12 protein-coding genes are annotated in these 15,250 nt (G+C 30.7%); 3 read left to right on the top strand and 9 right to left on the bottom strand.

The annotated features are described in order from the left end of the window. Positions 1–23: 23 nt before the first annotated feature. Together Q4512_RS02775 and Q4512_RS02770 are read right to left on the bottom strand one after the other, a co-directional pair. Positions 24–2,219: a SulP family inorganic anion transporter gene (locus tag Q4512_RS02775; protein ID WP_303421371.1), complete on the bottom strand. Its 2,196-nt coding sequence runs from the start codon at positions 2,217–2,219 to the stop codon at positions 24–26. Continuing rightward, a complete protein-coding gene (locus Q4512_RS02770; RefSeq protein ID WP_303421369.1) occupies positions 2,216–3,064 on the bottom strand; it encodes a universal stress protein in 849 nt (282 codons plus the stop codon). Before Q4512_RS02770 ends, Q4512_RS02775 begins: the two co-directional genes overlap by 4 nt. Positions 3,065–3,184: 120 nt before the next feature. Between Q4512_RS02770 and Q4512_RS02765 the strand changes: the two genes are divergently transcribed. Then, a complete protein-coding gene (locus Q4512_RS02765) occupies positions 3,185–5,026 on the top strand; it encodes a sodium:proton antiporter (protein WP_303421367.1) in 1,842 nt (613 codons plus the stop codon). Between the two features lie 49 nt (positions 5,027–5,075). Here the strand turns inward: Q4512_RS02765 and lepA are convergent, their stop codons facing one another. Continuing rightward, positions 5,076–6,872: a translation elongation factor 4 gene (lepA, locus tag Q4512_RS02760; protein WP_303421366.1), complete on the bottom strand. Its 1,797-nt coding sequence runs from the start codon at positions 6,870–6,872 to the stop codon at positions 5,076–5,078. A 159-nt stretch (positions 6,873–7,031) separates the two neighbouring features. On the opposite strand from lepA, the gene Q4512_RS02755 reads away from it, so the two are divergent. Further along, on the top strand, positions 7,032–9,437 hold the full coding sequence (locus tag Q4512_RS02755) for a TonB-dependent receptor domain-containing protein (protein WP_303421364.1): 2,406 nt from the start codon (positions 7,032–7,034) through the stop codon (positions 9,435–9,437). A 12-nt stretch (positions 9,438–9,449) separates the two neighbouring features. On the opposite strand, the gene Q4512_RS02750 is transcribed toward Q4512_RS02755, so the two are convergent. Further along, positions 9,450–10,553 (bottom strand): hypothetical protein, encoded by a 1,104-nt coding sequence (locus Q4512_RS02750; RefSeq protein WP_303421362.1) that lies wholly within the window; start codon positions 10,551–10,553, stop codon positions 9,450–9,452. Positions 10,554–10,612: 59 nt separating this feature from the next. Here Q4512_RS02750 and Q4512_RS02745 point away from each other — a divergent pair, with 59 nt between their 5' ends. Then, positions 10,613–11,839, top strand: a complete 1,227-nt coding sequence (locus tag Q4512_RS02745) for a M28 family peptidase (RefSeq protein WP_303421360.1) — start codon at positions 10,613–10,615, stop codon at positions 11,837–11,839. On the opposite strand, the gene Q4512_RS02740 is transcribed toward Q4512_RS02745, so the two are convergent. The 5 genes from Q4512_RS02740 to Q4512_RS02720 form a co-directional block, all read right to left on the bottom strand. Next, positions 11,836–12,048, bottom strand: a complete 213-nt coding sequence (locus tag Q4512_RS02740) for a hypothetical protein (protein ID WP_303421358.1) — start codon at positions 12,046–12,048, stop codon at positions 11,836–11,838. The genes Q4512_RS02745 and Q4512_RS02740 overlap by 4 nt on opposite strands. A gap of 5 nt (positions 12,049–12,053) precedes the next feature. After that, complete coding sequence (locus Q4512_RS02735; protein ID WP_303421356.1) at positions 12,054–12,224, bottom strand: hypothetical protein; 171 nt, start codon at positions 12,222–12,224, stop codon at positions 12,054–12,056. A 2-nt stretch (positions 12,225–12,226) separates the two neighbouring features. Next, the gene (locus Q4512_RS02730; protein WP_303421354.1) at positions 12,227–13,618 is read right to left on the bottom strand and encodes a radical SAM protein; all 1,392 of its coding nucleotides are present in this window, start codon (positions 13,616–13,618) and stop codon (positions 12,227–12,229) included. A gap of 183 nt (positions 13,619–13,801) precedes the next feature. Beyond that, positions 13,802–14,551, bottom strand: a complete 750-nt coding sequence (locus tag Q4512_RS02725; RefSeq protein ID WP_303421352.1) for a prolipoprotein diacylglyceryl transferase — start codon at positions 14,549–14,551, stop codon at positions 13,802–13,804. 19 nt (positions 14,552–14,570) lie between these two features. After that, positions 14,571–15,104 (bottom strand): hypothetical protein, encoded by a 534-nt coding sequence (locus tag Q4512_RS02720; RefSeq protein ID WP_303421350.1) that lies wholly within the window; start codon positions 15,102–15,104, stop codon positions 14,571–14,573. Positions 15,105–15,250: the final 146 nt, after the last annotated feature.

Here is a 15,250-nt window from a genome sequence, read left to right as displayed (position 1 = left end):
ATTTATTAAGTGTTAAGATTTTATTAAGAAATAACTTGTTTTAAACGTTTTCCAAAATCGAAAAGGGCTTTAATTTCTTTAATACTAGCATGTCTTTCTTTACTAAAAACTAAAAGGGCTTTACCATTAGACTCTACATGATAATATGGATTGCTTTCAAAAAAGTGTGTAATAGCATCATTAAAATACTGTTTTATTGCTTGCTCGTCTTCACCAAGTAAATAAAAACGTTTTGAAAAATCGTCGTGGTTTTGAATAGGAATATCTTTAAAACCAGCAAAAGCATATACTTTTTCTAGAAAACCCTCTCTATCTAAAGTGAATTCTGGAATTTTTGTATCTAATTGTATATGTAACATGGTAGATCTTACAACTTCTTTTGCAATGAATTCTCCTTCAGAAAATTCGATATCAAACATGGTTAACTTTTTGTTATCTGAGCAAAGCTGATTGTTTATGTGATTTATTTGTTTGGTTTTAAAAAATAAAAAACGATTTAAAAAAGAAACGTTTTTTTCTTTTTTAGAGACATAGTTTAAAGTATAATCTTTAGCCAATGTTTCAATATTGGTTTGTCTTTTTGTTAAGCTGTTTTTAATAACATTAGGTACAGGAAGTAAACGTCTTAAAGCGAAAGGATGTTTAGAATCTGTATCGTGAAGATCTAAACCAACCACTTCAAAATGACCACCCCTTTTAGTGAAAATTTCTTGATAGTTATTAAGGTTTTCCATAACAGTATGGTCTACAAAATCGCAAAGCGAAAAATCTACAATAACATCTTGATTTTCTGGGACAGCATTTAGTTTTTCTTTTAATCTGTAATAATTTAGGAAGCTACAAAAATGCTTCACACTTACATAGTAGTTGCCATTACCTTCTTCTTCTTTGTACATTAAAACATTTGGTTTTAATACATTTCTTGCAAATAAAGAGAAACTCTTATTTATAAAAATGTGTATTAAAAAAGTAACTACCACACCAGAGATAATACCTGTAATTAACCCAACTTTAAGCGTTAATATTAAGGTTACAAAAAAGATGATAAGCTGTTCTTTACCAATAGAAAATATTTTTTTAATATTTTCTGGAGAAGCTAATTTATATCCAGTAAAAACCAAAATTGCCATTAAAGCAGGAAGCGGTATTCTGGTTAATTGTGTGCTAAAAAGTAAGATAAAAACAACTAAAAAAGTAGCATGAAAAAAGTTAGAAGAACGGTTAGTTCCTCCATTATTAACGTTTACAGAACTTCTAGCTATAACCGTAACTACATTTAAACCTCCAAGAAAACCAGAACCAATAGTTGCTAAGCCTAATGCTTTTAAATCTTTATTTACATTAGATCGTCTTTTTTCAGGGTCTAGTTTATCTACCGCTTTAATACTTAAAAGCGATTCGATACTAGAAATAAGTGTTAATGCTAAAACACTAGACCAAAAAGGGAAGGTTCCAATTTTACTAAAATTAATAGTTGGTAACTGTGATATAATTTCTGGAAACGAAGGTATGCCTGAAATCATATATTCGGAAGCGATTGGGTTGTTTTCATGTGCAATCAATTCAAAATAATAACTAAATCCAATAGATAGAATAACAATCCACATTGGTGCAGGAATTAGCTGAAAATATTTATTTCTAATTTTACCATAAAAAGCCATAATTAAAAGACTAAGCACACCAGCCAAAGCAGCAAACACAAGACCAGATTTATCATAGTGAATGGCATCGTTTATAGTAACAGGTATTTCTATTAAATAATCTATCGTGTCTTCACGTTTAATTTTATGAGCCAACATGATGTGAAATTGCTTACCAAGAATAATTAGACCAATAGCAGCAAGCATTCCTTGAATTGCCGAAGAAGGGAAAAAATCTGCCAATTTACCTAAACGTAAGAAGCCTAAAACGAGTAAAAGTACTCCAGAGCAAATAATTGCAGCATAAGCGCTTTCTAAACCTAAAGTAGTAATAGCAACTAAAAGCACGCCAACTAAACCGTTTCCAGGGCCAGAAATGGTAACATTACTTCCCCCTAAAATAGAAACTAATAAACCACCAATAACAGCAGCAATTATTCCTGCAATTGGAGGCGCATCGCTAGCCATTGCTAACCCCAAACCTAATGGTAAAGCAATAAGACTTACCACAAAACCAGAAAAAATATTTTTAGGCAATGCTTTAAAAAAAGACACTATTTTTTTTTCTTTTTTTATCATTGAATAATAAGTACGTCGGTTGGTAATTCGGTTAATATATGTTCTATATCGTGTGGAAATAAACGATCCCAAAAAGTCATTTTACTGGGCGCATTCATAATTAATAAATCTGCTCTAGCTATTTGTGCGTAATGACCAATAGAATACCCTTTTGTACCAAAAATAGGTTGCGATTTTATAGCAATGTTTTGTGTATGTTCTTCAGGTATATTTTTAATAATATTATTTACTCTAGAAGTTTCTCGTAGTTTTAAACGTTCTTTTACAATAGTTGCTTTTCTTAAAGACTTATCATCATCTACCTTAACCGTTCTTTTGTCTTGTGTTATTTCTTCTACAATAGTAATTTTTTCAGAACCCAAACAATTTGCGACATAAAATGCAGAAGCAATCGTTTTTTCTGTTTTTGGGTCTTTTAATCCATTTACAACGACATGATTGCAAGGTATTCTTTCTACAGAAGGATTAATATGTAATAAAACAGAACATTTTGCTTTTCGTGTTATTTTTCTAGCAATAGAGCCTACATAATATTTAAGAAAATTTTCTTGTTTTAAAGCTCCTAAAATTAATAGGTCTACTTTTTTTTCTTCGGAAACAGATAAAATAACATTTACAGGATCTCCTGTTTTAAATACAATTTCATAATCTAAAGACTGTGTAACAAAGGGTTCTAAAAGATTTTTAAACTTTTTTGTTTTTTCAGAAGACTTCTCGCCAACATGAATAAGTATTAGTTTACTTTTAAACAGTATAGCTAAACGAGATGCTTCAAAAACATTTGCTTTTAAATTTGGAGAAAAGGTTACACCAATTCCTATAGTATGAAAAGGGTTTAATGACAAGGCTATTAAATCAATTAAGATTGAAAGATAGTATTTTTTTAAAAACTCAAGAGTCTTATTACGTATAGATATCTTTAATAATTATAATTATTTAGTATTTTCACACACAAAAACAACTAGATGTTAGAATTAGCAGGAATTATTATTTTAGGAATATTAGCACAATGGGTTGCCTGGAAATTTAAAATTCCTGCAATTTTACCTTTAATTCTAATTGGTTTACTTGTTGGACCAATTGCTGCAGAGTTTTTATCTGAAGATGGTACAAAATGGATTGAACCCATTTGGAATGAAACCGAAGGCTTATTTCCTGGAGAAAGTTTATTTTACTTTGTTTCGTTAGCAATAAGTATTATTCTTTTTGAAGGTGGATTAACCCTTAAATTAAGCGAAATAAAAAATGTAGGACCAGTGATAACCAAACTTATCTCTCTAGGGTCTTTAGTTACTTTTTTTGGAGCAGGAGTAGCTGCTTATTATATTTTTGGACTAAGCTGGGAAATTTCTTTTCTGTTTTCAGGATTAATAATCGTTACTGGACCAACAGTTATTACACCAATTTTAAGAAATATTCCATTAAAGAAAGATGTCTCAGCGGTTTTAAAATGGGAAGGAATCCTAATTGATCCAATAGGCGCATTAGTTGCTGTATTGGTTTTTGAATTTATAAGTGTAGATGCAGGAGGAGAGTTTACAAAAACGGCATTAATAGAATTTGGAAAAATTGTGTTATTTGGAGCTACCTTCGGATTTACTTTTGCACATGCTTTAAACTTTATTATTAATAAAAAATGGGTACCACATTATTTACTAAATGTATTTGCATTAGCAGCTGTCTTAGGCGTTTTTGTTTTATCGGATGCATTTGCACATGAATCAGGTTTATTAGCAGTTGTAGTGATGGGAATGGTTTTAGGAAACTCAAATTCTCCTTATTTAAAAGATCTTCTTTATTTTAAAGAATCTTTAAGTGTGCTACTTATTTCTATTTTATTTATTCTACTTGCCGCAAACATTAATTATAGTGAGTTATTGTTAATTTTCAATTGGGAAACAGCTGCTTTATTTGCTGTAATTGTATTTATTGTTAGACCTATTGGTGTGTTTATTAGTACACATGGTTCTAAACTTAAATTAAACGAAAAATTATTTATTAGTTGGGTTGGTCCTCGCGGTATTGTAGCAGCAGGTATTGCTTCGTTATTCGGTTTAAAACTAGCAAGTAAAGGAATTACAGGTGCAGAATACATAACACCATTAGTTTTTGTAATCGTTTTAGGAACCGTTCTTTTAAACGCTACAACAGCAAGACTATTTGCAAAATTAGTAGGTGTGTTTTTAAAGAAATCTAATGGAATTTTAATTGTTGGTGCATCTAAAGTTTCTAGGTTAATAGGGCATTATTTAGAGACGCATGGCAGACATGTTGTTTTAATAGACAGCAATCAAAGTAATATAAATAAGGCTAAAGAATTAGGCCTAGAGGCTATTAATACCAATATATATTCTGAAAACTTAACCGATAATATTGAGCTTAATGATGTTGGTTATTTGATGGCCTTAACAGGAAACACAGAAATTAATAAGTATGCAATTAATAAGTTTACCAATCAGTTTGGAGAAAATGGTGCTTTTAGATTGGTTTCTACAGAAGAAATGCTAGATCAAAACAATAATCCGCATGAAGGACTATTTTCGCATACAGATGATTTTAGTACATTATCTGATGTTACTAGAAAGTTTCCGAGTATTCAAGAAATAGAAATAATAGATAAAGAACATTTACTAGACTTAATAAAAGCGACCAACCAAGACAAAGATATTATTCCTTTATTTATAAAAGATGATGAAGGAGAGCTTCATATTATATCTTCTTACAATACAGAAATTGAAGTAGGAGAAGGGTTTGCTTTAGTTTACTTAGGAAAACCTTTAGATGTAGAAAAAATAGATACGGTTTAAAATAAATTAGAAATAAAAAAAGCGTTGTAAATCACAACGCTTTTTTTATTTAATCATTTAACTTTAAAACAGCCATAAATGCTTGTTGTGGTATTTCTACATTACCAACTTGACGCATACGTTTTTTACCTTTTTTCTGCTTTTCAAGTAGTTTACGTTTACGCGAAATATCTCCACCATAACATTTTGCAGTTACATCTTTACGTAAGGCCTTTACTGTTTCTCTAGCAATAATTTTTGCTCCAATAGCTGCTTGAATTGGAATATCAAATTGTTGTCTCGGAATAAGCTCTTTTAACTTTTCACACATTTTCTTACCAATGTTGTGTGCATTATCTGCATGAATTAAAGCAGATAGCGCATCCACAGGTTGCCCATTTAGTAATACATCTAAACGTACTAACTTAGAAACCTTCATTCCTATTGGATGATAATCGAAAGAAGCATATCCTTTAGAAACCGTTTTTAAACGATCATAAAAATCGAAAACAATTTCTGCTAAAGGCATTTCAAAAGTTAATTCTACACGAACAGGAGTTAAGTATGTTTGATTAATAATCATCCCACGCTTTTCAATACAAAGCGACATGACGTTACCAACAAAGTCCGATTTTGTAATTATAGTTGCTTTTATATATGGTTCTTCTACACGATTTACTGTGGAAGGATCTGGTAAATCGGAAGGGTTATTTACTATAAAAGGTGTTTCTGGGTTTTTGTTAGTATAAGCGTTATAAGATACATTGGGAACTGTTGTAATAACAGTCATATCAAACTCACGTTCTAAACGTTCCTGAATAATTTCCATATGAAGCATTCCTAAGAAACCACAACGAAAACCAAAACCTAACGCTGCAGAACTTTCTGGTGCAAAAACTAAAGAAGCGTCATTTAATTGTAATTTTTCCATAGAGTTTCTAAGCTCTTCATAATCTTCGGTATCTACAGGATAAATACCAGCAAATACCATTGGTTTTACATCCTCAAAACCTGCAACAATATTAGTTGTAGGGTTTGCAAAATCTGTAATTGTATCTCCTACTTTTACTTCTTTTGCCGTTTTAATTCCAGTAATTAAATAACCAACATCCCCGGTTTTTACACTTTGTTTAGCAATCTGTGTTAGTTTTAATGTACCAACTTCGTCTGCATTATACTCTTTATCTGTAGCAACAAATTTTATTTTTTGTCCCTTTTTTATTTCTCCATTAAAAACTCGAAAATACGTTTCAATACCTCTAAAAGTATTATAAACCGAATCGAAAATTAATGCTTGTAAAGGAGCGTCAGGATCTCCTTGCGGAGCAGGAACACGTTCAATAATTGCTTTTAAAATATTTTCAACTCCAAAACCTGTTTTACCACTTGCATGAATAACTTCTTCTGGATCACAACCTAAAAGATCTACAATATCATCGGTTACTTCTTCTGGATTTGCACTTGGTAAATCTACTTTATTAAGTACCGGAATAATTTCTAAATCATTCTCTAGTGCTAAATATAAATTTGAAATGGTTTGCGCTTGTATACTTTGCGCTGCATCTACAATAAGTAAAGCGCCTTCGCAAGCAGCAATAGAACGAGAAACCTCATAAGAGAAATCTACGTGACCAGGTGTATCAATGAGGTTTAATATATAATCTTGCCCCTCGTAAGTATAATCCATTTGTATGGCATGCGATTTAATGGTAATACCACGTTCGCGTTCTAAATCCATACTATCTAAAAGTTGCGCTTGTTGTTCACGAGCAGTTACAGAACCAGTTACGTCTAGTAAACGATCTGCAAGTGTACTTTTTCCGTGATCTATATGTGCAATAATGCAAAAATTTCTAATGTGCTTCATAATCCTTTTCTCTTCTCTATAGAGATTTGGCAAATATAGTGCATTTATTACGCTTTTACACACTTTTATTTTGTAGGAAAAATAACCTGAAATTTATGGCTAAACCGTAAATGAAACTGTGAAAGTATTGGTATATTGCGTTTTAAATTCTAAAATATCTTGAATCTAAAAATAATCCACATATTATTATTTGTTTTAATTCCTTTAAGTCTATTTAGCCAAGACTTTTCTTTAAGTGGAAAAATTCAAGATGCTGAGAATATTCCTATTTCTTATGCAAATATTATAATTTTAAATAAACAAGATTCTACGATTGTATCTGGAACGAGTAGTAATGATTTAGGTGATTTTTTTTTAAATAATATCCAGGCAAACACCTACATTTTAAAAGTTTCTTTTGTTGGTTTTAATACCTATAGTAAAGAAATTCAAGTCGCTAAAAACAAGAACCTTTCTACAATTACTTTAACCGAATCTAATGAACATTTAGACGAAGTGGCTATTGTTGTAAAAAAACCAACAGTAAAAAAGGAAGTAGACCGTTTGATTTTTAATGTTGCAAATACAGCGTTAAGCGAAGGTAACATGATGGAAGTTTTACAAAGTACTCCTGGTGTTTTAGTAATAGATAATAATATTCAAATAAAAAGTACAACTCCAACAGTTTATATAAACGATAAAAAAGTACATCTTTCTGGAGAAGAGCTAGCACAATTATTAGAAGGCTCACCAGCAAATAGTATAAAATCTATTGAAGTTATTACAAATCCTCCAGCAAAATATGATGCATCTAGTGGTGCTGTTTTAAACATTGTTATGGATAAAAATTTAATAACGGGCTATAGAGGTTCTGTTTTTGCCAATTATACACAAGGTGTTTTTCCAAGAACAAATGTAGGAACCACAAACTTTTATAAAACCGAAAAAATTAATGTTTTTGCCAATTATAGTTACACACAGAATAAGTTAAATAGAGAGAGTAATGAAAAGATTAATTTTTTAGAAAATGATAATATTTCTGAAGAATGGAATACGAACATAGATCGAAATACATGGACTAAAACACATAATTTTAATTTTAATTTAGATTATTTCTTCGATAATGCTAATACTTTAAGTTTTTCTACAAATCTATTATTTATACCTTATTATAAATATAAAATTCTAAGTAATACAGAGGTAAATGCTAATGGAGAAAACAATTCGTATCGTTTTGATTCTAATAATTTATCAAGAGATACAAAGCACAACTTAGGATTTGACCTAGATTATGTTCATCTATTTAAAAACGCTTCCAAACTATCCTTTAATACACACTACACCGTTTATAACTACAACAGAAAACAAGATGTTTTAAGCAGGTATTTTTTTCAAGAGAATCTGAATAATTTTACAAATGCTTTTAATACAAATGCAAACCAAGATACAGATATTTATACTTCGCAATTAGACTATTCTTCTACTATTAACGAATCTTCTTCCTTTTCTGTAGGAATTAAATCTTCTTTTATAAAAACAGAAAGTGATATAAAACAGTTTGATGTAGTAGGAGGTAATGAAACAGTTAATACAGACAATTCGGATGCTTTTAATTATAACGAAGCTATTTTAGCTGCATATTTTAGCTATGAGAAAAACTGGGAAAAATGGAGTTTATATTCAGGTTTTAGAATAGAACAAACAAATATAGAAGGCCAATCTCCAATTACAAACGAAGAAAACAAACAAGATTATTTTAAGGGTTTTCCTACTTTAAATTTAGCATATCAAATAACAGAGAAAGTAAATACTTATGTTAATTATAAGCGAAGTGTTGAAAGACCAAACTATCAAGATTTAAACTCCTTTAAGTATTATTTAAATGATAATACTATCGTTACAGGTAACCCCAATTTACAACCTGCATTTGCAGACTTTATTACTCTAGGAACAACTCTAGATGATAAGTATATTTTTGAAGCCTATTACAAGTATACCGATGCTAATTTTTTAGAATTACCAATTCAAAATAATGAAGAAAACATAATTGTTCACACACCAATTAATTTAAGTAATACTGTAGAATATGGTTTTGATTTTACTACCTTTTTTAATGTTAATAAGAACTGGTTTGTATATTTTGTAACGTCCTTTTATAATGTTGAAGAACAAGCGATATTTAATGAGGAGCTAATAAAAACAGATACTTGGTCTAACTACTCTGTATTAAGTAATGACTTTTCTTTTTTAAAAGACAAGAGTTTATCCGCTAATTTAACCTTTATTTACGTTGGTAAAAACCAACAAGGATTTCAAATAGTAGATGCTAGATTAGCAACAGATTTAGCAATTAAGAAAACCATTTTAAACAAAAAAGCAACTCTGTCGTTATCTGCTTCCGATTTGTTTAACACACAAGACTTTACAGTAACTTCTAAATATCAAAGTCAAAATAATTCTAGATTCTATAATCAAGATAATAGGTATATAAAACTTGGTTTTAGCTATAAGTTTGGCAATACTACTTTAGAAACCAATGCACGTACTAAATCTCGTAAAGAAAGAGATCGTTTAGAAAAGGAGTAACAAAGAATCTTATTAGTCCTGCCATTCTGCAATAAACAAGTTGGTATCATGTCCTCCACCATTATTTCTATTCGAAGAGAATATTAAATATTTACCATCATTAGAAAATACAGGAAATGCATCAAAAGTGGTGCTATGTGTAACGCGTTCTAAGTTTTTCCCGTCAATATCTATTAAATATAAATTAAAAGGGAAACCACGTTCGGATTCAAAGTTTGAAGAGAATAAAATTTTCTTTCCACTAGGATGAAAAAACGGACTCCAATTAGCATTCCCTAGGTCGGTTAATTGCTTTAAATCGCTTCCATCAGCATTACATATATACAGCTCCATTTCTGTTGGTTGTACTAAACCTTCCGCTAACAAATCTTTGTATTCTTTAATTTCTTCTTCGGTTTTTGGTCTTGAAGAACGGAAGATAATTTTTGTGCCATCTGGAGAAAAGAAAGCACCACCATCATAACCCAATTCGAAAGTGATTTGCTTTACATCACTTCCGTCTAAATTCATAGTATACAAATCAATATCTCCGTTTCTGGTTGAGGTAAATACAATTTTATCTCCTTTAGGGGAAACCGTTGGTTCTGCATCATAACCTTTTTCATTGGTTAATTGCGATGTAATATTGCCTTCTAAATCTGCTACAAAAATATCGTAAGTATCATAAATTGGCCAGATGTATTTTCCGTTTTTACGTAATGGTGTCTCTGGACAGGCATCTGCTCCTAAATGTGTGGACGCATAAATAATATGTTTATTATCTGGTAAAAAATAAGCACAAGTAGTTCTTCCTTTTCCTGTGCTAATCATTGGTGGTATTTTATCTTTAAACGTTTCATCTACATCCATTAAAAACATTTGATCACAGTTTACATTCCAATCTTTGTTATTGGATTGAAATACTAATTGCTTGTCATCAAAACTCCAATACGCTTCCGCATTATCTCCACCAAAAGTAATTTGACGAATGTTTTTAAAATGCGTTTCTTCTGGATAAATTAAAGAATCTACCCATTTAGTTGCTCCAGTTCTAGCGTCTTCTGTTTTAGAAGCATTTTTTTTACAAGAAACAATCGATAAAAGTAGTACTATAAATAGCGTATAGTTTTTAGTCATGATTTTTTACTTAAATGGCATTTAATACCTAATTTTGTGTAAAATTAATATTTATCATTATGAAATATAGCATTCTTGTCATTTTTTTAATTCTATTAAGTTCTTGTAATAAGGATATTGCAAAACCAGAAGTATCTATTGAAGAAGACGTAACATTTTTAGCCGACGATGCTCTAGAGGGTAGACAAACAGGAACCGTTGGAGAGCAAAAAGCAGCAGCATATATTGCAAAACGTTTTCAAGATTTAGGTCTACATGCTAAAGGTACAGATGGTTACTTTCAAACGTTTTCTTTTAAACCAAAAACAGACCCACACCAGGAAGTAAACTATACTGTAAAAGATGGTGATAGCACCATTACAGGAACAAATGTCGTTGCTTATATAGATAATAAAGCAGAAAACACAGTGATTATTGGTGCGCATTATGATCACTTAGGATATGGCGCTGAAGGTTCTTTATATAGAGGAGAAAAAGCTATTCATAATGGAGCAGATGATAATGCAAGCGGCGTAGCTGTATTATTAAACTTAGCAAAACGATTAATGAAAGGAAACATTAATAATAATTACCTATTTATTACTTTTTCTGGAGAAGAAATGGGATTATTAGGTTCTAATTATTTTGTAAAAAACCCAACTATAGATACCAAAAAAGCAAACTATATGATTAATATGGATATGGTTGGTAGACTTAAAAAGGATAGCACATTAGCTGTTTATGGTGTTGGTACTTCACCAATATTTAAACAAACATTAAAAGCGAATAATAACAGATTTAAATTAGTACAAAAAGAATCTGGGGTTGGCCCAAGCGATCACACTAGTTTTTATAATGCAGATATTCCAGTATTACATTTTTTTACAGGGCAGCATGAAGATTACCACAAACCAAGCGACGATACAGAGCGTTTGCACTTTAATGGTATGCAAGTGATTTCAAACTATATTTATGAAATTGTTTCCGATTTAGATAATAACGGAAAACTTCCATTTAGAAAAACCAAAAATGAAAGCGAAGATGTGCCAAGATTTAAAGTAGGATTAGGAGTAATTCCTGATTATTTATACGACGGAAAAGGCATGCGAATTGATGGTATTAGCGAAGAAAAACCTGCACAAAAAGCAGGATTACAAAAGGGAGATGTGGTTATCAAACTTGGGGATATTGATGTTATAGATATGAAAACATATATGATGGGATTATCTAAGTTTGAAAAAGGAGATACTACTAAAGTGGTTGTGGAAAGAAATGGTAAAGAAGTAGAAGCTGAAATACAGTTTTAAAGCATCATACTTCCGCAAACACCTAAACTAATTATCAAATAAACAGCAGCTAAAATAAATAGTACTTTAGCTGCTGTTTTATTTTTTTTAAACACAAAAGCACCTATTATAGCAAGTAAAATAGCTGGACCAAACATAATCAAACCAATGATTATAAATAGACCATCTAAATTCATTCCTCCTGTTGCTTCCAATAATAAGGTACTCATATATTTTATAAATTAGTTAATACTACAACGCTATAAATAACAAAACTAGCAACCAAACACACTATTGCTAATTGATAGTATTGTTTTTGTTTAGCACTTCCTTTTTCTGCTTCTTTACCATAAATAGCGAATATTGCTGCAGGCAAAAACATCACAAGAATTAGAATAAACCACATCCTTATATTTCATTTCTAAGTGCTTCTAATCGTGCTTTTTTATCATCCCGATAAAACAAATTCATGGTTTCAAAAGGAATAATTTTATTGTCTTTGTCTACAATATGTACACAAGATTTTTTAATGGCGCGAACATCAAAATTATAGGCGTCAATAAACTGCATAATAATTACGCGAAATAAATTGTCGTAACCCAAATTTGGCGCATCAATATCTGGTAAACAACACATAATAGATTTTAAATTTTCTTCGGCAACTTCTACCGAATTACCTGTGCTAAAAAGTTCGATCATTTTATCTTGTAACTGTTCATCCTGCTCGTAAATAATAGTATTTTTACTATTATCTAATAAGTCATTCGGATTAATATAACGCGTTAACGGTAAAACTTCATCTCCTAATTTTAATGCATAGCCCATAACCAAAGCATCTGGATTACAAGGCACAGGAAGCAAATCGTCAGGATTAAAAACAGAAGTTTGTTCTAAGATTTTTCTTCGCACTTCTGTTAATGTCATTCTATCGGTTTCTGGATTAAAATGCTCTAATCTTCCTGCAATTTGTGTTGGTTGTAAAGTTACACCACGAACACATTTTTGCTTTAAAGCATAATCAATAATCTTCCCAATTTCGCTATCATTTAAACCTTTTTGAAGGGTAACTACTAAAGTGGTCGATAGGTTTAATTTATTCAAATTTTCAATTGCTTTTTTTCTAATGTCATTTAAATCTGCACCACGAAGTTCTTGTAAAACGCTATTCTCAAACGAATCGAATTGTAAATAAATTTCAAAATCTGGAGCATAAGTTTTTAGCCTTTCCGCGAAAGCGAAATCTTTAGCAATTTTAATTCCATTGGTATTTAGCATTAGATGGCGAATAGGCAAAGATTTGGCATAATCCATAATTTCCCAAAACTGCGGATGAATTGTAGGTTCACCTCCCGAAATTTGAACCACATCAGGTTCTTTTTCATTCCTAACAATAGTATCTAACATGGCTTTAACTTCGTCTAAAGTACGATGTCTTCCATAGGTTGGCGAAGAGCCAGCGTAACAAGTAGGGCAGGTTAAATTACAACGATCTGTAACCTCTACAACGGTTAAACAAGAATGTTGTTCATGGTCTGGACACAAACCACAATCGTACGGACAACCATAATCGGTTTTTGTATTAAACGTATATGGTGTTTCGCTAGGTTTATTATAGTTTCGTATGTTTTTATAATATTCAATATCGTCTGCAATAAGCACCTTAGAATTACCATGTTCTTTGCAGCGTTTCAGCATATACACATTACCATCTTCAAACACAATTTTTGCATCTACACGCTTTAAACAGTCTGGACACAGACTTAAGGTAAAATCATAATAGGTATATTTTCTAACTGGCATTTTTTGTTTTTTAAATGTTTTTATAGCGTTACTTTTTTCAATCCTGTCAAGTTTTTAAGAACTTACAGGATCAAAAAAAGTCAGGCTTTACGTTGCAATCTTTTTGCTTGTGTTCTCGATACATTTTACTCATACTTCTTAAAACACTCGAACAGACAAGAAAAAGGATTTTCACTACAATCCTTAACGCGCTTTCCAACGTACTAATAGATTAGCAATAAACGTACTGTAATACAACCAACAAATTACACATAATAGTTGAATAGTACTAAAACCAAAAACATAAAACACATTTGGCTTTAAAAACTCGATACAAAATCGGAAACCAAAATAGCTTAGCATGAAGATTTTAAATAAATCACCATTTTTTAAAACCATCTTATTTTTAATCTGTTGTAAAAAAAGAAACAAGAAAATTAAAAAAAATAGTTCGTAAAGTGAAGTAGGATGTCGTAGCAAACCATCTCCTAAATCCATACCAAAAACAGAATAGGTTTCTTTACCATAGGTAAATTCATTTACACCAGATAAGAAACAACCAATTCTACCAATAAAGATCCCTAATAGTATAGGGAACACAAACAAGTCTCCAGAAGAATGTTTCTCTCCAATAATCTTTTTTGCTAATTCTACACCAATTAAACCACCAAATAAACCACCCATAATGGTTTTGGTGTTTAGTAATTGTATAAGGTTTTGTTGTGTATATTCTATTAGCGGGTTTTCTAAAAAACCTATCCACCTAGAACCAATTAAAGCACCTAAAGCAGCACCAAGAATAATAGATAATCTGTTATTAGAAGTAATACTATCTGTGCTTTTTCGTCTTAAAAAAAGATAATACCTAAAGGCAATAAAAAATGCTAAATACTCTAAAACAAGGTGAATATTTATAGTGTAACCAAATAGAATGGGTTCAAATGGTATATGCAAATTTTATGTTGTTAATAGATTACACGCCTAAAATTTTAGCATCAACTCTAAATTTTGTGTCAATGGTAATATCGTGTGTTTCATTAATAGTTTCGTCTGTAACTGTTTGTACACGTAAGTTAAAACTGTCTTTTTTAATAAACTCTTTTAATTCTTCGTCTGTAACTTCTAATTCTAACGTAGTAGCACCTATATTTTCTAAATCAAAAGCATTGGCAATTTCTATTTCCTCAACATCTTCAGCATTAATATAAATGTGAATTTCTTTTAAAAAGTTAAAATTTCCATCTTCAGGAGTTTCAATAGTAAGTTTAATTGTTTTTAGTTTAATACTTTCAATTAAATCTTTACGTGTATCATTGTTTTCAAAAGTAGACTCCGATTCTGTTGTCATATCTGGAGTTTGAAAATCGAAAGGTGTATTTAATAATGTAGAAGATGGTACAGAATAACTTGTCTGATACTCTAAATCGAATTTGGTTAATTCATCTACAACACTACAATTTAAAAGTAGTGCAAAAGAGATGAAAAGTGTAATTAGGCTCTTTTTCATTTTGTTTTTTTTTGAAGCAAATATACATATTTACATATAACCGCTTTTTTCCGTGTTTTAGTATAAATGCTAATAAATTATAGCCTAGCCTTGTTAGGTTTTTAAAACAGGAAAGGTCTATTGAATAAAAAGGTGTAATTTTGCCA

It is taken from the genome of Oceanihabitans sp. 2_MG-2023 (assembly GCF_030547245.1).
Classification (GTDB): domain Bacteria; phylum Bacteroidota; class Bacteroidia; order Flavobacteriales; family Flavobacteriaceae; genus Oceanihabitans.
Note: the sequence above shows the minus strand (reverse complement) of the source record. Positions and strands in the feature narration are given on the sequence as shown.